Origin of the sequence: Paenibacillus sp. MBLB1832 (assembly GCF_032271945.1) — a bacterium.
Classification (GTDB): Bacteria; Bacillota; Bacilli; order Paenibacillales; family NBRC-103111; genus Paenibacillus_E; species Paenibacillus_E roseopurpureus.
Genome location: NZ_CP130319.1, coordinates 241,269 through 262,500, shown reverse-complemented (window position 1 = coordinate 262,500; position 21,232 = coordinate 241,269). Strand labels below are relative to the sequence as shown.

The 21,232-nt window shown below is 48.3% G+C and carries 22 protein-coding genes (1 of these 22 running past the window's edge); all 22 read right to left on the bottom strand.

Annotated features, from left to right (window positions below):
* Nucleotides 1-1,118, bottom strand: partial view of a lysine--tRNA ligase gene (gene lysS, locus MJB10_RS01175; RefSeq protein WP_314800772.1) — the 5' portion only. It extends 379 nt beyond the left edge of the window; 1,118 of the gene's 1,497 nt are visible here — the first part of the coding sequence; its start codon is at nt 1,116-1,118; its stop codon lies beyond the left edge, outside the window.
* 85 nt (nt 1,119-1,203) lie between these two features.
* Complete coding sequence (greA, locus tag MJB10_RS01170; protein ID WP_310502557.1) at nt 1,204-1,680, bottom strand: transcription elongation factor GreA; 477 nt, start codon at nt 1,678-1,680, stop codon at nt 1,204-1,206.
* Between the two features lie 221 nt (nt 1,681-1,901).
* The gene (gene dusB, locus MJB10_RS01165; protein WP_314800768.1) at nt 1,902-2,918 is read right to left on the bottom strand and encodes a tRNA dihydrouridine synthase DusB; all 1,017 of its coding nucleotides are present in this window, start codon (nt 2,916-2,918) and stop codon (nt 1,902-1,904) included.
* A 15-nt stretch (nt 2,919-2,933) separates the two neighbouring features.
* Nucleotides 2,934-3,146 (bottom strand): helix-turn-helix domain-containing protein, encoded by a 213-nt coding sequence (locus tag MJB10_RS01160; protein ID WP_314800766.1) that lies wholly within the window; start codon nt 3,144-3,146, stop codon nt 2,934-2,936.
* Nucleotides 3,128-3,640 (bottom strand): 2-amino-4-hydroxy-6-hydroxymethyldihydropteridine diphosphokinase, encoded by a 513-nt coding sequence (gene folK, locus MJB10_RS01155; protein ID WP_314800763.1) that lies wholly within the window; start codon nt 3,638-3,640, stop codon nt 3,128-3,130. Before folK ends, MJB10_RS01160 begins: the two co-directional genes overlap by 19 nt.
* Nucleotides 3,637-4,005, bottom strand: coding sequence for a dihydroneopterin aldolase (gene folB / locus MJB10_RS01150; RefSeq protein ID WP_314800761.1), 369 nt, complete (start codon nt 4,003-4,005; stop codon nt 3,637-3,639). The genes folK and folB overlap by 4 nt, the downstream gene beginning before the upstream one ends.
* A 23-nt stretch (nt 4,006-4,028) precedes the next feature.
* Nucleotides 4,029-4,844, bottom strand: coding sequence for a dihydropteroate synthase (gene folP, locus MJB10_RS01145; protein WP_314800759.1), 816 nt, complete (start codon nt 4,842-4,844; stop codon nt 4,029-4,031).
* A 21-nt stretch (nt 4,845-4,865) separates the two neighbouring features.
* On the bottom strand, nt 4,866-5,732 hold the full coding sequence (gene pabC, locus MJB10_RS01140) for an aminodeoxychorismate lyase (RefSeq protein WP_314800756.1): 867 nt from the start codon (nt 5,730-5,732) through the stop codon (nt 4,866-4,868).
* A 3-nt stretch (nt 5,733-5,735) separates the two neighbouring features.
* Nucleotides 5,736-6,317: an aminodeoxychorismate/anthranilate synthase component II gene (gene pabA / locus MJB10_RS01135; RefSeq protein ID WP_314800753.1), complete on the bottom strand. Its 582-nt coding sequence runs from the start codon at nt 6,315-6,317 to the stop codon at nt 5,736-5,738.
* Nucleotides 6,318-6,350: 33 nt separating this feature from the next.
* Nucleotides 6,351-7,880 carry an anthranilate synthase component I family protein gene (locus MJB10_RS01130; RefSeq protein WP_314800752.1) on the bottom strand — a complete coding sequence of 510 codons (1,530 nt, stop codon included), beginning with the start codon at nt 7,878-7,880 and terminating at the stop codon, nt 6,351-6,353.
* A 147-nt stretch (nt 7,881-8,027) separates the two neighbouring features.
* On the bottom strand, nt 8,028-8,969 hold the full coding sequence (cysK, locus tag MJB10_RS01125; protein ID WP_314800748.1) for a cysteine synthase A: 942 nt from the start codon (nt 8,967-8,969) through the stop codon (nt 8,028-8,030).
* Between the two features lie 114 nt (nt 8,970-9,083).
* Complete coding sequence (locus MJB10_RS01120) at nt 9,084-10,040, bottom strand: peptidyl-prolyl cis-trans isomerase (RefSeq protein WP_314800745.1); 957 nt, start codon at nt 10,038-10,040, stop codon at nt 9,084-9,086.
* An 83-nt stretch (nt 10,041-10,123) separates the two neighbouring features.
* Nucleotides 10,124-10,990, bottom strand: a complete 867-nt coding sequence (gene hslO, locus MJB10_RS01115) for an Hsp33 family molecular chaperone HslO (RefSeq protein ID WP_314800742.1) — start codon at nt 10,988-10,990, stop codon at nt 10,124-10,126.
* A 29-nt stretch (nt 10,991-11,019) separates the two neighbouring features.
* On the bottom strand, nt 11,020-11,784 hold the full coding sequence (locus MJB10_RS01110) for a type III pantothenate kinase (protein ID WP_314800740.1): 765 nt from the start codon (nt 11,782-11,784) through the stop codon (nt 11,020-11,022).
* Nucleotides 11,781-12,650, bottom strand: coding sequence for a carboxylating nicotinate-nucleotide diphosphorylase (gene nadC, locus MJB10_RS01105; RefSeq protein WP_314800739.1), 870 nt, complete (start codon nt 12,648-12,650; stop codon nt 11,781-11,783). The genes MJB10_RS01110 and nadC overlap by 4 nt, the downstream gene beginning before the upstream one ends.
* Before the next feature lies 1 nt (nt 12,651).
* Nucleotides 12,652-14,262: an L-aspartate oxidase gene (gene nadB / locus MJB10_RS01100; protein WP_314800737.1), complete on the bottom strand. Its 1,611-nt coding sequence runs from the start codon at nt 14,260-14,262 to the stop codon at nt 12,652-12,654.
* An 80-nt stretch (nt 14,263-14,342) separates the two neighbouring features.
* Nucleotides 14,343-15,281 carry a quinolinate synthase NadA gene (gene nadA / locus MJB10_RS01095; RefSeq protein ID WP_314800734.1) on the bottom strand — a complete coding sequence of 313 codons (939 nt, stop codon included), beginning with the start codon at nt 15,279-15,281 and terminating at the stop codon, nt 14,343-14,345.
* 201 nt (nt 15,282-15,482) lie between these two features.
* Entirely contained in the window at nt 15,483-17,462 is a 1,980-nt protein-coding gene (gene ftsH, locus MJB10_RS01090; RefSeq protein WP_314800732.1) for an ATP-dependent zinc metalloprotease FtsH, read from the bottom strand.
* A gap of 100 nt (nt 17,463-17,562) precedes the next feature.
* A complete protein-coding gene (gene hpt, locus MJB10_RS01085; RefSeq protein WP_314800730.1) occupies nt 17,563-18,102 on the bottom strand; it encodes a hypoxanthine phosphoribosyltransferase in 540 nt (179 codons plus the stop codon).
* Nucleotides 18,103-18,169: 67 nt separating this feature from the next.
* On the bottom strand, nt 18,170-19,597 hold the full coding sequence (gene tilS / locus MJB10_RS01080; RefSeq protein ID WP_314800726.1) for a tRNA lysidine(34) synthetase TilS: 1,428 nt from the start codon (nt 19,595-19,597) through the stop codon (nt 18,170-18,172).
* A gap of 20 nt (nt 19,598-19,617) precedes the next feature.
* Nucleotides 19,618-20,523, bottom strand: coding sequence for a protein kinase domain-containing protein (locus tag MJB10_RS01075; RefSeq protein WP_314800723.1), 906 nt, complete (start codon nt 20,521-20,523; stop codon nt 19,618-19,620).
* Nucleotides 20,507-21,229, bottom strand: a complete 723-nt coding sequence (locus tag MJB10_RS01070; RefSeq protein WP_314805439.1) for a vWA domain-containing protein — start codon at nt 21,227-21,229, stop codon at nt 20,507-20,509. The genes MJB10_RS01075 and MJB10_RS01070 overlap by 17 nt, the downstream gene beginning before the upstream one ends.
* Between the last annotated feature and the right edge of the window lie 3 nt (nt 21,230-21,232).

Sequence of the window (21,232 nt, the reverse complement as noted above, 5' to 3'; positions counted from 1 at the left end):
TCTTCAACAAACGTCTCGAAGAACTGGTTCACGATGTGTCCAAAGGTCATGTGCGGCTCGACAGACACCTTGTGTTCTTTGGCCAAACCATGTGCCTGCTCATTGGTCATATGGACGCTAAAATCTACACCTGTAACTTCCTTAATCGCATCTACCATTGAGACACGTCTCCAGCCCACAGCCAAATTCACTTCATGGTCACCATAAGGAATCGTTGTTGTTCCAAGCACCTCTTGCGCGATATGCGCAACAAGCTCTTCTGTCAGCTTCATAATATCCTTGTAGTCCGCATAAGCCTCGTACAACTCAATCATTGTGAATTCTGGATTGTGACGCGTTGAAATACCTTCATTACGGTAAACACGGCCGATTTCGTATACCTTCTCAAGCCCGCCCACGATGAGACGTTTCAAGTGCAGCTCGATCGCAATACGCATATGAAGTTGCATATCCAGCGCATTATGGTGCGTGTTAAACGGACGCGCAGAAGCCCCACCCGCCACAGAATGAAGCGTCGGTGTTTCCACCTCTAGATAGCCTAAAGAGTCCAGGTAACGGCGCATGGATTGAATGATTTTGGAACGAAGAATAAACGTCTGTTGGACATCGGGACTCATAATCAAGTCTACATAGCGTTGACGGTAGCGCAGCTCCACATCGCTAAGACCATGGAATTTGTCCGGAAGCGGCAGCAAGGATTTGGTCAAAACCTCAAGAGCCTTCACTTTGATCGAGGTCTCACCGGTTTTCGTTTTGAAAACGACACCTTCCACACCTACCATATCGCCTAGATCGAGAATATCAAACGCTTGGTATTTGTTCGCATCCAGGGCGTCTTCCCGCACGTAGATTTGAATTTTACCTGTGATATCTTGCAGATGTGCAAAGCTCGCTTTACCCATGCTTCTCTTCTGCATAATACGGCCTGCAATACGAACGACAATGTTCGCTTCATCCAGCACTTCTTTGCTCGTTTCTTGGTACGCTGTAAGAATGTCTTTCGCCGAATGCGTTCTTACAAATTTGCTTCCGAATGGATCAACACCTAAACTGCGAAGCTCGTCCAATTTATTGCGTCGGATTACGAGCAATTCATTTAATTCTAATTCCTGGCTCATTATTTCATCCCCTACTCATTAGTTATGTGACTGAACGGAAAAAAGCTTCCTGAGGGAAGCTTTCCGTAAGGCTTGCGGCTGCACGCTACTTTTTAATATCAACAATTTGATACTGAATGACGCCAGCAGGAACGACAACATCGACGTTGGTGCCCTTTTGCTTGCCAAGAATAGCTTTACCCACAGGGCTTTCATTGGAAATCTTATTCTGTAACGGATCAGATTCCGCTGAACCAACGATGTTGTACTCGACCAAGTCGCCGTATTCCAAGTCTTTCAATGTCACGATCGAACCCACACTTACCGTGTTGATATCAACGTCATCGTTATTAATAATCCGCGCATTACGCAGCATTTTTTCTAGAGTAATGATTCTTCCTTCAATAAAAGCTTGCTCGTTCTTCGCGTCTTCGTACTCGGAATTCTCACTGATATCGCCATACCCAATGGCAACCTTAATTCTTTCCGCGACTTCTCGGCGTTTCACGGATTTCAGATGTTCAAGCTCATCCTCTAGTTTCCGTAGCCCTACTGGTGTAAGAATGACCTCTTTTTCAGCCATTGCCAACTGATCTCCCGTCATGTGAAAGATTTTCATATCGTTGAATCGATGCTTCCTGCTAGGAGTTAGGTCTTTATAGAGCTGATTCAAGTAGTATGAATTCACGTTTCATAATAAGTTACTTACTCGTTAGTCTTTCAATATATGCAGGAACACATTAATATTGACTGATTATATTGCAACCGTTTCAAAATGTCAATGTCAACCATTGCTGCATGTTTTTAATGCAGGATAGCGGATTCTTCTGTTGTCGAAGAGACGGAATTCGTGGCAAGATGCTCCACATAGTCATGCAGCGTACGGACCATTTCATCCCGCTTCACGCTCTCCATGATGACATCTTTCACACGGGCTGCGCCTTGCAAACCTTTGAGATACCATGCCATGTGTTTGCGCATCTCTTTCACTGCAATGTGCTCGCCTCTCAGAGCAATTAACCGGTCCATGTGCAAAATCGCGATGCGAATTTTCTCCTCTGGTGTCGGTTCTGGCGGCAATTCGCCGTTCTCCAAATATTGAACCGTACGATACAACATCCACGGGTTGCCTAGTGCTCCGCGACCGATCATAACACCGTCAACACCCGTTTGGTCTAGCATACGTTTGGCATCCTCTGGTGTGACAACATCGCCATTTCCGATAACGGGTATCGAAAGAGCTTGCTTCACATCCCGAATGATATTCCAATCAGCCTTGCCCGTATACAGCTGCTCACGCGTACGACCGTGCACACTTACGGCACTGCCGCCGCCTCTTTCGACAGCTTTCGCATTTTCGACCGCGAAAATATGATCGGAATCCCAGCCAATGCGCATCTTAACAGTGACTGGCTTACTAACCGCTGCGACGACTGTGGATATCATTTCTTCGATTTTATCTGGTTGCAACAGCCATCTTGCCCCGGCATCACACTTCACGATTTTGGGTACTGGGCACCCCATGTTGATATCGATGATATCGGCATTCGTGTGCTGATCCACAATTTTCGCCGCTTGAACCAACGTCTCCGTATCCCCGCCGAAAATTTGCAGACTTAACGGCTTCTCACGGTCATCGACATACAGCATTTCCATCGAACGCGAGTTACCGTGAACGATCGCTTTATCACTGACCATTTCGGCACAGACCAAGCCTGTACCAAATTCTTTGGCGATCAAACGGAAAGCCGGGTTACAAACACCCGCCATCGGGGCGAGAACGACTTTATTGGGAGCTTCGACATTCCCTATTTTCAACATGTAACTTCACTCCTTTCATCTCGCAACGATTGCGACTAGTTCTTCGGGCTCTATGTTAAGTACTTGCGAAATTTGTTGAATCATTTTGGTGTCTGGTTTACGTGTTCCTCGTTCAATCGCGCCTAAAATAGCAATCGATACGCCTAATAAATCAGCCAATTCACTCTGGGTGTACCCCTTTAATTTGCGAAAAGCGCGGATGCGCTGTGCTATTGAGCTTTTTTCCATAGAATGACGCCTTCCTTTCCTTCCAGTTTCTCCAAGTGTGCAGAGATGGATTCAAATGCAATGTCCTGCCGCGAGAAGAGAACCTCAGAGAGGGGGACTAACACAAAAGCCCGCTCAAGCATCCGCGGATGCGGAATGATCAAGTCGGGAGTCGTTAGCCGATGGTCACCATAAATAAGCAAATCCAAGTCAATTGTTCGCGGTCCCCAACGCAAATCACGCGTCCGACCAAGACGAGTCTCGATGGCAAGCAAGGTAACCAATAACACTTCTGGCGATAAATCCGTATGAATTTGAATAACCATATTTAGAAAAGCAGATTGATCCACGTAGCCAACAGGCTCGGTTTCATAGATGGAGGACAGACCTGTCACCGTGATGCCCGTTTCCTCATTCAGTGCTGCAATGGCACTCTGCAAATAATATTCACGATTATCAATGTTGGATCCTAATGCGACGTACGCGATGATGCGTTCTCGATCTTCGGCTGTCATTGCAATGCCCGCTTTCGATTAATCTCTATAGTCACGCCGTCAAAAATAACGGCAAATGGCGGATGCGGTTTGATAACGCGAACCGTCACTTCACTGATACTAGTATAAGTATGCAGGAGCTCGGATGCAATATTTTCTGCAAGGGCTTCGATTAATTTGTACGTTCGCCCTTCTACGATCGCTTTTATTAGGAAAAATGCTTCTCCGTAGTGGACGGTTGCGTTTAAATCATCGGTCTTGCCTGCCTGTTCTAAAGGGAGCATAAGCTCGACATCCACGTAAAAGCGTTGGCCTAGTGTATTCTCCTCTGGAAACACGCCATGATTGCCGAAGAATTGCATGCGGGAGAGGATGATTTTATCCATTGTTGAGGCCTCCAAGGGTTAGGTTAACTGCGTAAAATGGCATCTGTCATCACGGCCAGCCGCTTCATCGGTTGTATGTCATGCACCCTGATGATACTGCAGCCCTGCGCAATGCCTAGCACGACCGTCGATGCAGTGCCTTCGAGGCGTTCCTCAGGGGGTAGTCCTAGGGTTAGTCCGATGACACTTTTGCGTGAAGTGCCTAGCAACACTGGATACCCGAGATCAGTGAGGACTCTCAGGTTGTTAAGGAGCATCAGATTCTGCCCATAGGATTTGGCGAAGCCGATCCCAGGATCAAGAATGATGCGTTCTGGCTTAACGCCCGCTGTTATCGCTTGATTGGCATAACGTTGCAAGTCAGCTTTGACGTCTGAGAGGAACTCGACATAGTCGGCGCTAGTACGATTATGGGTGATGATAAACGGACAGTCATAGTTCGCCGCCACAGCCGTCATCTCTGGATCGGCTTGGCCGCCCCATACATCATTGATGATATGGGCTCCCGCTTCTAATGCTTGCTTCGCGACTTCGGCTTTATAGGTGTCGATGGAGATTGGAATGTCGATCTCACGTCGAATCGCCTCAATGACAGGAATGACGCGCTGAAGTTCTTCATTTAGAGTAACTGTCGCTGCGCCTGGTCTTGTCGATTCGCCGCCAATGTCGATAATGTCTGCGCCTTCGTTGACCATTTGCTGCGCTTTGCGAACTGCATCTTGAACGCGGGCATAGCTCCCTCCATCAGAAAAGGAGTCTGGCGTTACGTTTAATATGCCCATAATGATCGTTCGATCACCGATGGGCAGTTGGTGTCCTGTACAGGTTAACACGTTCATGCTGCATTCACTTCCTGTTCCTTACACTGTGGGCGCATAGCGCTCGATGAATTGATAAGTTTGTGGGCCTGGCAAACCAGCCCCAACAGTATGGGGTTGTCCAGTAGGTGTGAATAACGTCGTGACGGGCACGATTTCTTGAATGGAGTTCACAAGAAAAATTTCATCTGCTTGGGCAAGGTCTTCCCAGCGATAAAGACCTTCTTGTGCGGGCAGCTGCAATTGCTGCGCGAGTTGCAAGATATAAGCCCTTGTAATACCAGGTAAAATGCCTGTATCCAGCGATGGCGTGTAGACGGTGCCGTCTTTTATGAAAAAGAGATTGCTGACAATCCCTTCGGCTACGTAGCCGTCCTCGGTCAGCATAAGGCCTTCGGCGCCAGTTGCCCATGAATATTGTTGCAGCTCTCTTTTGGCCAATATATTGTTCATATAATGAAAGGACTTGAATCGGTACATGCCTTCTGGCGTATTGCGTGGCAGTTTGAGCAGCTGCAATGACTTTCCTTGCTCGTACAACCGTGCATCCCTTGGAGGCAAGGACTTGATATAGATGATTTCCGTTGGGTGCGCGTAGTTATCGGAGGGAAGCCCTAATGCTTCCACGCCTGCGGAAATGGAATATCGGATATAGGCATCCTTAAGGTTGTTGACCTCAAGTAATTGTTCAATTTGCATGCCGAGCTTATCGAGGTCGGGCTCGTATACCATACCAAGCTCACGACAGCTATCCGTTAAACGGCGTAAATGTTCGGTGAGCAGGAATGGTTGTCGGTTATAGGTACGGAACGTCTCGAACAACCCGATCCCGTAAAGAAAACCGTGATCATAAACAGAGACCACGGCTTGTGTTTCTTCAATTAGACTTCCATTGACGGAGATGATCATGCTTTACGCTCCTGCCTTAGCTGTGCGGGCAAGGAAATTGCGAAGCATCTGGTGACCGTGCTGGGTAATGATCGATTCAGGGTGGAATTGTACCCCTTCGATCGGATATTCTTTATGGCGCAGCGCCATAATCTCGCCTTCGGCAGTTTCAGCGCTGATTTCCAAGCAATCTGGTAAGGTTTCTTTTTTGACAATCAAAGAATGGTAGCGTGTCGCGATAAAAGGTGACGGTAGTCCTTCAAATAAGGTTTTGCCGTCGTGGAAAATTTCCGAGGTTTTGCCGTGCATCAAACGCTCTGCGCGAATGACATCGCCGCCGAAGGCTTGACCAATGGATTGATGACCCAGGCAAACGCCGAAAATCGGGATAATCCCTTTAAAATGGTCGATCAGTGATAAGCTAATTCCCGCTTCATTCGGCGTGCAAGGCCCTGGAGAAATCAAGATATGGTCTGGCTTCAATGCCTCGACACCTGCCAAATCGATCTCGTCATTGCGACGCACGATGATTTCCTCACCGATTTCTCCTAAATACTGAACAAGGTTGTACGTAAACGAATCATAATTATCAATCACTAAAATCATTCTAAGCTCCCCTTTCGTCTCGGCCACTCGGCCCTAAGCTCGGCTCATGCTCCGCTCGCTATATTCAATTGCTTTCCACATTGCTTTGGCCTTGTTCAAGGATTCTATGTATTCACGCTCTGGAATGGAATCGATGACGATCCCCGCTCCCGCTTGAATATGACCCTTGCCATCAATGGCCACAAGCGTACGTATAATAATATTAAATTCCATATTGCCATTATAGTCAATCCATCCCATAGATCCTGTGTAAGGACCGCGGCGGACAGGCTCTAACTCTTCAATAATTTCCATGCAGCGGATCTTCGGCGCGCCCGTGATGGTTCCGCCCGGGAAGGTCGCCGCGATGACATCATAGGCGTCTTTGTCTGGGGCAAGTTCTCCGACGACTTCGGAGACGATGTGCATCACATGGGAATAGTATTCGATGACCATGAAGTCTTTCACTTGGACGGAGCCAAATCGGGAGATCCGTCCAAGGTCGTTGCGCTCGAGATCGACCAGCATGACGTGCTCAGCGCGCTCTTTGTCATTGTGGATGAGCTCGCCGGCTAGGCGCAGATCATCCTGCTCGTCCTTGCCGCGCGGGCGCGTGCCCGCGATGGGACGCGTCCGCAGGACGCCGTCTTCGAGCTGCACGAGCAGCTCGGGCGAGCCAGAGACGAGGGCGAAGCCGTCGAAGCGCAGCAAGCCCATGTAGGGCGAGGGATTGACGATGCGCAGCGCCTCGTAGATCTCTTCCGGCGTCGTGCGCAGCTGCCGGCTCTGTCTCACGGACAAGTTGACTTGGAACACGTCACCTTGTCCGATGTAGGCCTGGATGCGTTCAACCGCAGCCATGTAGGCGGCTTTGTCGAACGCAGGTTCGATGCCTGCGATGGTTTCGACGTCGATGTGCAGCTGCTCGCGCGCCATCGCGGGATGGTCGCCGCCGCTTAGCGGCGTGCCGGACCAGTTGCCGGCGCGGAGCGCGTGCCAGCGAACGAGCATCGCTTCTGCGTGCGCGTGTGCCTCAGCGTAGAGCGCGTCGAGGTCCGCTCCAGTGTTGGCCCAAGGCATGTGCACAGCGATGTAGAGGCTCTTCTCTGTATGATCGAGTGTCCACACTTGATCATACATGGCGAAGCTATAGTCAGGGATCGGCAGATCATCCTGCGATTGTTCAGGCAGTTTCTCAATGGTGCGAATCACGTCATAGCTCCAGTAACCGACACAGCCCCCTACAAATTTAGGCGCTCCTGGTACCTTAGGGCTGTGATACGCAGACATCCATTGCTTGACCACGTCCAGCGGTTTGCCTTTCAGCTGTATAGAAGGTGTGCTTGGCAAGGTGATTGTCGCTTCGAATCCCTTACCGTGAATCGCTGACGTAGGATGCAATCCGAAATGCGTATAACGCCCGCCCTTGCCGCTTTCCAGGACAAAGGACGTCGGGGACGCGTCTTTCCACGCATCTGCCCACGAAGCGATGCGATCATCGGCCAGCCCTAATTTGATAACATATGGCAGCATGGTGTAGGTCTGCGACCATTGTCGCCACTGCTCCAGCGTTGTTAAAATCATATGTGTGCTCCTAACTGGCAAAATCCGTTCTTTCGTTGTCCATTAGTATACTCCAACCCTAAACAGAAAAAAAGCCCCAGCTGCTCGAAGCGAGACAACAGAGGGCTTGATTTGGGATAAGAATTAAGTTGGTCCTGTTGACCAATCTTATTGCTCTTCGAATTGGTACAATGGCGTAGACAGGTAACGCTCACCGTTACTTGGCACAACCGCAACGACACGTTTGCCAGCGCCTAGCTCTTTTGCCACTCTCAATGCTGCAAAAATCGCTGCACCTGAGGAAATGCCGCCAAGAATCCCTTCTTCTTTGGCAACACGACGTGACGTTTCGAACGCATCTTCGTTCTCTACGGTAATAACGCCGTCATAGATGTTTGTGTTCAAAATATCTGGAACAAAGCCTGCACCGATACCTTGAATTTTATGAGGACCTGGTTTACCGCCAGAAAGAACCGGGGAAGCCGCAGGCTCGATTGCGTAAATTTTGATGTTCGGGAAGTTTTCTTTCAATACGCCGCCCGCACCTGTGATCGTACCACCCGTACCGATACCCGAGATGAAAGCATCCAATTTACCGTCATACGCATTGATCGCTTCTACGATTTCTGGACCTGTTGTTTCGCGGTGAACTTTCACGTTGGCTTGGTTCTTAAATTGTTGCGGAATAAAATAGGAAGGATTCTCTGCTTGAAGCTCTTCCGCGCGTTTAATTGCACCCTTCATACCTTCAGCCCCAGGCGTCAATACTAGCTGTGCACCGTAAGCGCGAAGCAGGTTACGTCTTTCTAGGGACATCGTTTCTGGCATAACAAGAATCGCTTTATATCCTTTAGCCGCTGCAACCAATGCAATACCGATACCTGTGTTACCGCTTGTCGGTTCAACGATGGTGTCGCCTGGCTTCAATTTGCCTTCTTTCTCAGCTACTTCAATCATGGAGATTGCAATACGGTCTTTCACGCTGGAACCTGGATTCTGGTACTCCAATTTCACATAAACCTCTGCACTGCCTTCTGGAACTACACGGTTCAAACGCACCAGTGGTGTATCACCAATCAAATCCGTAATGTTCTGAACTAATCTTGCCATAAATTTTCCCCTCCAGATTAAGTAATCAATGATTTCCGAGTTAAAAGGTCGGTATTAATTAATACTAATCTTATCAACGCGTTCACTGGTTGTCAACCACATTTTCACATGGGGTTAACGGAGTGTTGGATCCGTCACTGTTGCCTTCCATTTGCCCCGCAATTGCGTAACAAAGTCTTTCAGTGGAGGCGCTTGCTGAAGCGCTAACTCTCTCCGAACATTTTCACGAATAAAGGCTTGGTCGGGATTCGTTTTCTCTCGCCGATTCTTCAAACTAACCACTGCAAAACCTTGCGATACGGGTACGGGCTTGCTGACTTCACCGATCTTCAGTAATTTCGCTGTCTCCAAGATCGGTGCCTCGACAAAAGGATCATCGCTTTCCACCCAACCCAAATCACCACCCGAATTGTTGGTGGCATCATCAATGGAACGGTCTCTTGCCAACGTAGCAAAGTTCTCTCCTTTGGCTAGCGCTGCAATCACCTTCGTCGCCTGATCTTTGGTCGATACAATGATTTGCTGAATGTTGTATTCGGTGTCTTGTTTAAATTCGTCTGCATGGGTGCTTATGTAGGTATCCACCTGAGGATCCGTGATGTGAATCGAAGCCGTTGCTAATTTCTCAAGTAACAACTTATTCGATACATCCTCTTTGATCTCCTGCTGTGACATCCCTAATTGACTTTGCATAGAATCATAAAATTGCTGTTCACTTTCGTACCCTTGCTGCATCCTCTTCAACTCACGATTGAGTTCCGCACTACTCACCGTTATTTGGGTCTCATTTCCCTCTAGGCGAATCACTTCGCGATCCAACATTTGTCCGAGCTGCTCTGCCCCGTAATGCCGAGTTAACACAGTTTGCAGCTCAGCCATCGTGATGTCCCGATTTCCAATTTTGGCGACTACTTGCGTATTCTTATCCTCACCCTGCTGCTTCGGCTCAGGCTCTGGCGATGGTCTTGGTTCTGATTGATTGACGGCATGACTGATCAGCAAGGATGCGAGCAAGAGAATACCAATCGCCAGTACGATGATAACTCCCCATAAACGATTTACGTTGTGCATCCTGTTTCCCTCTTTACCTTCTATAATGCTGCTTACACACGTGTGTTCAAAAGATAAGCCTTCACGCTCCAGCGGTCACACGCTTACAGACTAATCATCCTTTGTAAATCTTCCTCATCATATCTGTAAGCTTCATTACAGAAATGACAAACAACTTCCGCAAATCCTTCGTCTTCAATGATCTCTTGAAGCTCGTGCTTACCCAAGGAGATTAAGGTAGACTCGACTTTCTCCCGACTGCACTTGCATTGGAACTTCACATCCATCTCATGCAACGTTTGGAAGGAAGGTAAAATCGTTTGTAAAATCTGCTCAAGACTTAATCCGCTGCCTAACATGTTTGTGAAACTCGGAATTTGGCTGAGCATCCCTTCGATTTCATCGATTTCACGGTCGGTTAAGCCTGGCAGGAGTTGAATAACGAAGCCCCCCGAAGCAATAATGGTGTGGTCTGTGTTAACTAGTACACCAAGTGCTACAGCTGACGGTGTTTGTTCCGACTTGGCAAAATAATACGTGAAATCCTCAGCTAACTCGCCAGAAACGAGCGGCACGCTGCCTTTGTACGGTTCTTTTAACCCTAAGTCTTTCGTTATGTATAGGAAGCCTTCGGTCCCCACCGCAGCGGAAACGTCTAATTTCCCGTTCTCTTTCAAAGGTGGATCAACAAGCGGGTTGTCAACGTAGCCGCGCACTTCACCCTTCGCATTCGCATCAACGACGATTTGACCGATCGGGCCATCGCCTTTGACTTGAACGATCAGATGCTCTTCCCCTTTGAGCATAGCGCCTAGAAGAAGACCCGCAGCTGCCGTACGCCCTAATGCGGCTGTTGCCGTAGGCGTTGTTTGATGCCGCGTACTCATTTCCTCCGTCAGACGCGTCGTCTGAACGGCAAACGCACGCACGCGCCCATCCAATGCTGTTCCTCGAATTAAATAATCACTCATGATGCATTGCATTCCTTCCTGCGAACACCCTAGGCATTCTTCTCATAAATCATTTGCAACCCTTGCAAGGTCAACAATGGATTGACGACTTGAATGGTACGGGACTCGCTCGAAATCAATTCAGCTAATCCGCCCGTCGCAATCACCGTTGGATTGACATTGAACTCTTGTTTGACCCGTTCGACAATGCCATCGACCTGACCAACATAGCCAAATATAATGCCAGCTTGCATCGCTGCAACGGTATTCCGTCCCACTACACTCTTCGGCTTTACCAACTCAATCCGCGGCAGTTTCGCCGCTTTCTGGTATAAGGCTTCCGTTGAAATGCCGATCCCTGGCGCAATCGCGCAGCCCACAAGCTGTCCCGACCCATCGATATAATCGTAAGTCGTGGCCGTACCGAAATCCACGATGATACACGGAGGTCCATACAAATCCAACGCAGCAACTGCGTTCACAATCCGATCTGCTCCCACTTCCTTCGGATTATCGACACGGACGTTCAGTCCTGTCTTAATCCCAGGTCCTACGATGAATGGCGCCCGCTTCAAATAGTGTAAGCAAAGGTTTTCCATCGCATTCATAAGCGGAGGAACAACAGAAGAAATGATGACCCCTTCGACTTGCGAAAAGGAAATGCCCGAGTGCTGAAACAGGCTATGCAACTGCATGCCATACTCATCGACGGTTGCCGAACGGTTGGTGCTCACACGCCAATGATGCAGAAGCGTGCGCTCTTTGTAGAGACCCAGCACAATATTCGTATTCCCGACGTCGATTACGAGAATCATTGTACGGTCCCCTTTCGCTCATTGAGATCCAATGAAATATCTAATGCAGCCACAGAGTAAGTAAGACGTCCAACCGAGATTACGTCCACGCCGGTTTCAGCCATCGCCTTAATCGTCTGTGGAGTGACCGAACCGGACCCTTCTACTACAATATGCGGTGCTTTGCTTTTAATTATCGAAACCGCTTCTTTCATCTGGGCTGGCGCCATGTTGTCCAGCATGATAATATCAGCCCCTGCTTGAAGCGCTTCATGGAGCTGATCAAAGCTCTCCACTTCCACTTCGATCTTCATCGTATGCGGAATATTGCGGCGTGCCGCCTGAACTGCTTGCGTAATCCCGCCAGACCCTTTGATATGATTATCCTTAATCATAACCGCATCATAGAGGCCAAAACGGTGATTAAAACCGCCGCCTACGCGCACGGCATATTTTTCGAGCAAACGATGTCCAGGTGTCGTCTTACGTGTGTCTACCAGTCGTGTCGGCAAGCCTTCCAGCGCCACTACAAATTCATTCGTTTTCGTGGCAATGCCCGATAATCGCTGCATTAAATTAAGACTCAACCGCTCGCCGAGTAAAATACTCCTAGTACTGCCTTCTACTTCAGCTATCACGGTCCCTTTATGAACAGACGATCCTTCCACTACTTTCGGTTCAAAACGAAGAGAAGCATCGATCACAGCGAAAACCTCCTGCGCGATGCGAAGCCCACAAACGATGCCATCTTCTTTGACGTGGATAATCCCCTTGGATTGATGCTCCAAAGGGATTGTTGATAAGGTCGTTACGTCGCCAGTACCGATATCCTCTTCCAGCCATAGACGTATTTGCTTTTGTATAACATCCATATGTAATTCGTACATGTTAAATCCACTCCTCAATCCTATCTTCCCCGCGCTTGAAAACAATATGCTTCTTCCATACGGAGTCGTTCCGCTCTGGAAAATCTTCGCGATAGTGACCTCCGCGGCTCTCCTCGCGAGTTAACGCGGCTGTTGTTGTAAGAAGCGCTACGTTGAGCAGATTCGCGAACTCATACTCTTCGCGTTTCGTCATCAACGAATCAAAGATCGTAAGTTGTCTCGCCAGCTCTTCATAACCTTTCTGCAACCCCTTCGCCGAACGTTTGAGTCCTGCGTAGCGCAGCATGACCTTCTGCAGCTTCAGCTTCTTCTCCACGACGGCTTGGTTGGGAATCTCCGTCCTCGGGGCTTCTGACGTTGCCCGAATCTGAATGTCACCGCTCAGCGGCGGCAGTGCCTGAATCCGTTCAATAATTCTGCGGCCAAACACGATCGCTTCCGATAGTGAGTTGCTCGCTAGGCGGTTGGCGCCATGTACACCCGTAGAGGACACTTCACCACAGGCGAATAAGCGGCGTACTTGCGTCTCCCCATGAAGGTCGGTTTTTACGCCGCCCATCATGTAGTGAGCCGCAGGAGCGACGGGAATCCAATCCGTACTCATGTCGAGTCCGTAATTCAAACAAAATTCGTATATCGTAGGAAAACGATGCTTAATGAGTTCTTCTGATTCATGCGTAATATCAATGTAAACGAAGGTGGATTTGCAGTTCTCCATCTCATCAACGATGGCACGCGCCACGACATCTCTCGGCGCAAGCTCAAGCTGATGATGATACCGCTCCATGAAGCGCTCCCCGCGGATGTTGCGCAAATAAGCGCCTTCTCCCCGTACCGCTTCCGAAATGAGGAAGCGCGGCGCACCAGGGTAGCATAACGCAGTCGGGTGGAATTGGATGAATTCCACATCTTGAATTTGTGCGCCCGCTCGGTGCGCGATCGCAATCCCGTCGCCCGTGGCGATGTCGGGATTCGTTGTGTAACGGAACAGCTGTCCCGCGCCACCGGAGCAAAGGATCGTGGCGTTGCCGCGCACAAAGACGCGCTGTCCGCTCGGCTTCTGCACAAGTGCGCCGTAGCACTCGCCGTCTTGCGTAATGAGGTCGATCACGAAATGATCATCCCAGATTTCGATATTCGGATCTTGCTTCGTACGCTCTGAAAGAGCTCGTACAATCTCAGCGCCTGTCGCATCGCCATTCGAATGCAAAATCCGACGTTGGCTGTGAGCGCCTTCTCTCGTTAACGCAAACTCACCGTTCTCTAAGTCGAACTGCGTGCCCATATGGATCAAGTCCTGAACGCCAGCAGGTCCTTCATGTGCAAGCACATCAACAGCCTCTGGTGAACAAAGGCCTGCTCCTGCAATCAGCGTATCCTGCATATGATATTCAGGCGAATCCTCATCGGAAATAACCGCCGCGATGCCGCCTTGCGCATAACGGGTGTTGCTGTCCAGCAATGATTTCTTCGTAATCATTAATACTTTCTTGTCCTTACTTGCTTTCAACGCGGTAAAAAGCCCTGCAATACCTGCACCAATGACGATCACATCTGTATGTATATGAGGAATGGAATCTAAATCAACATCCACGAGATATCTAGGGATCATGACGTTTTCACCTGTTCTTTACCAATAATCCCCCGTCCATGACGAGGGTATCCATTCAATAAACAAGAGAGTAGCGCATGCTACTTTACTTGTAACATGCGCTCCAAGGACAATCTGGCTTTATCCGCTACATCTTCTGGTACGTAAATCTCAGGCTGCATTGTTTCTAGACACTTGACGATTTTCTTCAAGTTGTTCACTTTCATATTCGGGCATACCAAGTACTTGGTTGCAAAATGGAATTTCTTATTCGGGCTGTCCAAGCGAAGTTGGTAACCCGTACCGTCTTCGGTGCCTACGATGAACTCTTGGCAATCGGATTCTTTACAATATTTAATAATGGCTGTTGTACTTCCAACGAAATCCCCAAGCTTTACCACTTCAGGACGACATTCCGGGTGAACCACGAATTGCGCATTCGGATACTGAGCTTTCATCTCTTCTACGTCTTTTACAGTAAGCATGTCATGCGTATTGCAATAGCCTTCCCAGATGATCACTTTTTTGCTTGTGAATTTTGATACATAGTCACCTAAATTTTTATCGGGTACCCAGATGATCTCATCCGAATCCACCGAATTAATGACATTGATCGCGTTTGCTGACGTACAGCAAATGTCTGTTTCCGATTTCACATCAGCAGAAGTATTGATATACGCAACGACTTTCGCTTTCGGATGCTGGCGCTTTAGTGCGCGTAACCCTTCCACATTGACCATATCTGCCATCGGACAACCCGCACGTTCGTCAGGAATAATAACCGTTTTATTCGGAGCCAAAATTTTCGCACTTTCACCCATGAAATGAACACCACAAAATACGATAACATCGGCATCCGTTTGTGCAGCCTTCTGAGCTAGCAAGAAAGAATCTCCGCGGAAATCCGCTACCTCCTGAACTTCGTCACGCTGATAATAATGAGCAAGAATAATGGCATTACGTTCTTTCTTCAGTTGCAACAGGCGTTCTTTGAGTTCGCGGTTTTGTTCCGCTTTACGTTCTAATGCTAAGGCTTCCATGGTGCTTCCTCCCCTATCTGGGACGTAGAATCGTCTCAATCGTCTATCTAAAAGTAGTATGATCTATTTGAAGTAAATTTAGAGATTTACAACTAATTTACACATTCTCACATCCCCTGTCAATGCGCAAATAACTTGAAAAAACTCGGAATTCCGCGCACACCTGTCGTGTACAACGGATTTCCGAGTTCGTGTTTAGACTTACTCTTCGGTTTGTTCCGGCTTCGTATCTTTAATTTCTTTGATTTCTTTGACTTCTTTATCTTTCTCAAATTCCAGCTTATTGCTTTCGCTTGCTTGGCTTTGACCTTGGATGGTGACTTTGACATCTTCTTCGTCGGAGCTCACTGTCAGCCTGCCCTTTTCCAGAAGGTTAATGATTTCATCTTTATCCAATGTTTCTTTCTCAAGCAACGTCTTGGCAACAAGGTGCATTTGATCCGCATGTTCAGTTAGAATTGCACGTGCACGTTCATAGCAGGTACGAATAAAACTTTGCATCTCTTGATCGATCTCGTAAGCAATCGCATCACTATAGTTCTGCTCATGCCCAATATCGCGGCCCAAGAATACTTGGCCTTGGGAGCTGCCGAACTGCATCGGCCCTAGTTTGTCGCTCATTCCGTATTCCATAATCATGCGACGGACGATTCCAGTCGCTTTCTGGAAGTCGCTGTAGGCGCCTGTGCCGATTTCACCGATGAACAATTCTTCAGCAACACGACCGCCTAGCAGTCCCGTTACTTTATCAAGAAGTTCGTTCTTCGTCTGCATCATGCGATCTTCGCCTTCTTTAGGCAACATCATCACATACCCGCCAGCGCGTCCGCGAGGCACGATCGTGACCTTATGAACCATATCCGCGTTCTCGGCGTGGTAACCGATAATGGCATGCCCTGCTTCATGGTAAGCCACGATGCGTTTCTCCGCTTCGGAAATGACCCGGCTCTTCTTCTGTGTACCCACAATCACACGGTCAAAAGCTTCTTCAATCTCAGCCATCGAGATGTCTTTGCGATTACGGCGCGCTGCGATCAACGCGGCTTCATTCAATAAGTTCTCAAGGTCAGCACCCGTAAAGCCAGTTGTATAACGGGAAAGTGAATCTAACTTCACGTCTTTGGCAAGCGGCTTGTTACGCGCATGAACTTTCAGTACTGCTTCACGGCCTTTGATGTCAGGGCGATCTACCGTGATTTGACGGTCGAAACGACCTGGACGCAATAAGGCTGGGTCTAGAATATCTGGTCGGTTCGTAGCAGCTACGATAATAATACCTTCGTTCGCACCGAAACCATCCATTTCAACAAGCAATTGGTTCAGCGTTTGCTCACGCTCATCATGTCCGCCGCCTAAGCCAGCGCCACGTTGACGACCAACCGCATCGATCTCATCGATAAAGATGATACATGGTGAATTCTTCTTCGCATTCTCAAATAAGTCACGCACACGGGAGGCACCGACACCGACGAACATCTCAACGAAGTCAGAACCCGAGATGCTGAAGAACGGAACGCCTGCTTCACCTGCAACCGCACGAGCAAGCAATGTTTTACCTGTTCCTGGAGGCCCGTTCAGAAGAACGCCTTTTGGAATTCTAGCACCAACCGCTGCGAATTTACGAGGATCCTTGAGGAACTCAACAACCTCAATCAATTCTTGCTTCTCTTCATCTGCACCCGCTACATCTTCAAAAGTAACGCGTTTCTTCTCTTCGTTGTACAGGCGTGCACGACTCTTGCCGAAGTTCATAACCTTACCGCCGCCGCCTTGCGCTTGGTTCAATAAGAAGAAGAACAAAATGAAGATGATTACGAATGGAATAATCGACGTAAGAAAGCTGATCCATACGCTGTCACGTTCCATCGGACCATACTCTTCCGTTGGTACGCCGTTCGCTTCGATCATTTGAACGACTAACGGCTCGTAAGGAGCATGGGTTTCAAAGCTCTTCTTATCAGCGCCATTAGGCGGATTAATATACTTACCTTTAATGGAGTAGGTATACCCATCGAACTTCAATGACACGGACTCTACATTTTTGTTAACGACGGCTTGTCGGAATTTATCGTAAGTGATTAACTCCTTCTGTTCATTCTGTGTACTAATGAAGTGAACGATCCCCACAGTAACCAAAAATATAAGCAAATAAAAGCCGGTATTCCGGATAATTCGATTCATAACGAGCCTCCTCTCAAACGGCACACTTTTATTATTTTACCACATCCCGGTAAAGCGCTACAACACAACAGACTGTGCAGTGCTACCTGCAGACATGACACTAGCTGGAGTAGATCTCTGGTTTCAATATGCCGATAAATGGAAGGTTACGGTATTTCTCTGCATAATCCAGACCATATCCGACGACGAACTCATCTGGAAGCACGTAGCCTGCATAATCCGGCTCAAGTTCAACCGTTCTGCGGGCTGGTTTATTAAAGAGTGCAACCACTGCAATCGTCTTGGCATTGCGACGTTCAAGCACATCTATAAGATAGCTGAGTGTTAGACCGCTATCAATAATATCCTCCACAATCAGGATATGACGTCCTTCCACAGGTACATCAAGATCTTTAATAATCTTTACTACACCGGATGATTTCGTTGATTGTCCGTAGCTGGAGACGGCCATAAAGTCGATCTCAAGCGGCACACGAATCTGCTTCACCAGATCTGCCATGAAAATAAATGCGCCTTTCAGCACACAAATGACCAATGGATTCTTGCCTTCATACTCCGCGGAGAGTAAATCTCCTAATTCTTTGATTTTTCCTTGAATTTGTTCTTCACTGTAAAGTACTTCTTGAATGTCGCTGTACAAGGATGAACCCCCTAGATTTTATATTATGAATCCTCATAAATTTACATTCGATAAGAACGAAATTTACCTATGCTCTCACCACTAGCTTCATATGAAGCACACGCTTTGTGTCTGGCTCAACTAGAGCGTGCTTAGACCTACGGAAACCAGCAATCCAGAGTATGCGTCCAGATGCGTCGGTCAGTAATGGGATGACCTCACGCCGCGATGGCGGTATTTTGGCATCGATGAACATATCCTTTACCTTTTTGGAGCCGTTTAAACCAAATGGTTCCATGCGATCACCTGATCGGCGGCTTCGTATCTGAAGCGGCATTGACACTTGATCCCCGTCCAAAAAAACGTCCGTTGCCTGGGATGTCGATTCGACCTGCTTATATGCATCAAGCGTGATCCATGAATAGCTCAACTCGGTCATGTCGGGCAGGCAGAGCGTATCTGACTCCGATCCGATCTCATAAGCATACGGCTTCGGATCTGGCTCGAAAGTCTGAAACTGAATAGATCCATATTCTCTCACAATATAAACCTGTTCATCCACCTGAAGAACTTGATTCGACAATTGCTCATTGACAATTAACTCACGTATTCGCTCAATCTGCGCAAATACCAGCCGTTCCCTTTCCATACAAAGACAGTTTAATATTAATTTAATCAAACGCCTTTGTAAAGCAACGTGAAGCTCGGCAAAGTCACACCTCTCCAGACGATAGATATTCGACTGAAGGCTGGTCTGGCAAGTGATTAAGCGGCTAAAAACCTTATTGGTTTCGGCAGCTAGAAACTCATCCTCCGCCCCCATCACATCCGACAGTCGATTCAACGACTCTGGCAGCTGTTCATTATACTGTTGCAGCATCGGCATTACATCTAACCGAATCTGATTGCGGAAGTACTTCCGCGACCCATTGCTGCTGTCCTGACAGTAGGCGATGTCGTGCTGAGCACAGTAGTTCACAATATCTGATTTGTATATACGTAGAAAAGGACGAATCAGTTCCACTTTTTTTTCGGCTCTGCGTTCCAGCATCCCAATGAGCCCCGAGGGCCCTGTTCCCCGTAGGATTCGCATCAGGACCGTTTCCGCTTGATCATCGGCATGATGCGCCAAAGCGATTCTTTTGGCCCCATATTGCTCGGCTACCACATGGAGGAATTCATACCTTTTCTCACGTGCCGCCGCTTGTCCGTTCAGCGATGCTTCCTCTATATATGCTGGAACGTTGATGACGCCGATCTCGCAGGGAAGCCCCCATTCCGCCGCAAGCCTCGCCACAAATGCAGCCTCTGCATCGGATTCAGCTCCGCGAAACTGATGGTTCACATGGGCGACAACGAGCTTCCATGTATACGTCGCAGCAAGACGAAACAGGACATGCAATAGCGCCACCGAATCAGGACCTCCTGATACGGCGACGACAATCACATCTCCTGGATTAGCGAGCTTTTTCAATTCGATTCGTTGTGTTACCTTGCTAATGAGATCCGTTTCCATCTCACATTCCCTTCTGCATCCTACCAAAACATGTAGATCGTTGCTCCGAATATGAAAATAGAAGCAGCAAAGCATAGTTTCAGCCATGGCATTTTCAGCGGAGAAGTCGCTGTTTTCTTACCTGCCACTAGCCCTTTCCAAAACACAAGCGCTTCCTCTGACGTTGCAAATTCACTCCGTAATGCCTTATGTATAAAAGGCGCTAACTGCGCAGCAATGGGATTCTCCTGCATGATCACCTGCAATTGAGCCAAATCACGGTTCTGCGGCAGCGTCTTCATGAAGCCAGCGAAGCGTTTGCGATGATCTAGCGTTTTTAATAGTAAAATGGCAAAAGAGAAGATGTCGTAGCTCTCTTCCGCAATCCGCTCTCCCATGTTCCAGAAGCCGCGATCATACACTTCCGTCAGCTGTTTGATTGCTCGCCCCTTCGGGGTTACCCCTCCGAAATCAATGAGATCCACATCCCCATAATTCGAAACGATCATGTTCTCCGCCTTCAAATCGCCAAAAACAAAGCCGCTCCTATGGATTTCACTCAATTTACGAAGCAAGTTGGAACCAATGACATACAGCCAGTCCTGGCCTCTTTTATGTACAAAATCAGTCAACGACTTTCCTTCAATGTATCGCATGACATAAAAGGAAATCCCCTTGCCCTGAACCACCATATCATCCGCATCTATTAAAAAATGTTTAAAGGAATTCTCTTTCTGTGAGATCGCAAGCAGTGAATTGATCTCGGATTGATGATCCACCGTTTCATAGCCTGCTTTGAGCGCAAATCTAGCAGTTCCTTTACGCACAAGGGCTACAATCCCGTTCGAACCCGCGCCTAATAAGCGCTCGACCACGTAGACACGGCCGTTCCACTTGCCCTTGATTTCAGACCCTGGACGAAAGGCCTCCTTATACCACGTAGTCACTCAGCATCCCTTCCTCGGTCGTCTTTATGGAGAAAGGTTTTTCTGTCACGAATTGCAACGTTTGCAGCAGCGCTGGCCCCGTTGGCGTCGTACCCTTCATGTTTATTTTATAGAACATCTTGTCGATATTTGCAAGCTGATTCGTCCAACCGTGATCCATCTCCAGCTCTTGATCTCTCGATTTCGTAGATGGAAAGTGAAAAACAGCTAACTCACTGACACCGCTGCGCGCACGCAAACTCAGGAGCAGATCGTGAATAGCCTCGCGAACAGCGGCCAGCTTCGGCTTCATGCTCGCGCTCGCATCGATGAGAAGCGCAACGCGCAGTGACGTATTTTCGCTCATATTGTCGATGACCTGCACGACCTCAGCCCGCTTTTCTGGCGGCAATTCTTCGATATGGGATATACCTAGAATGCTCTGAAGCTCCTTGCCCACGGCATGTTGAATGGTTGCATTTACGGTTTTGCGTGTCATCATTTGTACGGTTTGAGATAGCTGCTCCGAATTAACGATCCGGCTCATGCCTCCGCCTGCCGCGGCAATCTCTCGTATCTCCTCCGAACCTAGGACGCCAAGCTCGCCATGATCAATGACACCGATGACATTCACGATTACGCCTTCAGTCTGCGCTTGCGCGGCGGCGATAACTGGACTTACTCCAACATTGGAACACCCATCTGTAATTAATAAGATTTGTTTCATCAT

Excerpts from the sequence above, each read along its gene's own strand:
- pabC (WP_314800756.1), bottom strand. The coding sequence starts at position 5,732 with ATGATCATCTCCGTCAATGGAAGTCTAATTGAAGAAACACAAGCCGTG.
- nadC (WP_314800739.1), bottom strand. The coding sequence starts at position 12,650 with ATGTACGAATTACATATGGATGTTATACAAAAGCAAATACGTCTATGG.
- dusB (WP_314800768.1), bottom strand. The coding sequence starts at position 2,918 with ATGTTGAAAATAGGGAATGTCGAAGCTCCCAATAAAGTCGTTCTCGCC.
- folB (WP_314800761.1), bottom strand. The coding sequence starts at position 4,005 with ATGGATAAAATCATCCTCTCCCGCATGCAATTCTTCGGCAATCATGGC.
- greA (WP_310502557.1), bottom strand. The coding sequence starts at position 1,680 with ATGGCTGAAAAAGAGGTCATTCTTACACCAGTAGGGCTACGGAAACTA.
- folK (WP_314800763.1), bottom strand. The coding sequence starts at position 3,640 with ATGACAGCCGAAGATCGAGAACGCATCATCGCGTACGTCGCATTAGGA.
- nadB (WP_314800737.1), bottom strand. The coding sequence starts at position 14,262 with ATGATCCCTAGATATCTCGTGGATGTTGATTTAGATTCCATTCCTCAT.
- ftsH (WP_314800732.1), bottom strand. The coding sequence starts at position 17,462 with ATGAATCGAATTATCCGGAATACCGGCTTTTATTTGCTTATATTTTTG.
- nadA (WP_314800734.1), bottom strand. The coding sequence starts at position 15,281 with ATGGAAGCCTTAGCATTAGAACGTAAAGCGGAACAAAACCGCGAACTC.
- cysK (WP_314800748.1), bottom strand. The coding sequence starts at position 8,969 with ATGGCAAGATTAGTTCAGAACATTACGGATTTGATTGGTGATACACCA.
- MJB10_RS01130 (WP_314800752.1), bottom strand. The coding sequence starts at position 7,880 with ATGATTTTAACAACGCTGGAGCAGTGGCGACAATGGTCGCAGACCTAC.
- MJB10_RS01070 (WP_314805439.1), bottom strand. The coding sequence starts at position 21,229 with ATGAAACAAATCTTATTAATTACAGATGGGTGTTCCAATGTTGGAGTA.
- tilS (WP_314800726.1), bottom strand. The coding sequence starts at position 19,597 with ATGGAAACGGATCTCATTAGCAAGGTAACACAACGAATCGAATTGAAA.
- MJB10_RS01160 (WP_314800766.1), bottom strand. The coding sequence starts at position 3,146 with ATGGAAAAAAGCTCAATAGCACAGCGCATCCGCGCTTTTCGCAAATTA.
- hslO (WP_314800742.1), bottom strand. The coding sequence starts at position 10,990 with ATGAGTGATTATTTAATTCGAGGAACAGCATTGGATGGGCGCGTGCGT.
- pabA (WP_314800753.1), bottom strand. The coding sequence starts at position 6,317 with ATGATTTTAGTGATTGATAATTATGATTCGTTTACGTACAACCTTGTT.
- MJB10_RS01120 (WP_314800745.1), bottom strand. The coding sequence starts at position 10,040 with ATGCACAACGTAAATCGTTTATGGGGAGTTATCATCGTACTGGCGATT.
- folP (WP_314800759.1), bottom strand. The coding sequence starts at position 4,844 with ATGAACGTGTTAACCTGTACAGGACACCAACTGCCCATCGGTGATCGA.
- MJB10_RS01110 (WP_314800740.1), bottom strand. The coding sequence starts at position 11,784 with ATGATTCTCGTAATCGACGTCGGGAATACGAATATTGTGCTGGGTCTC.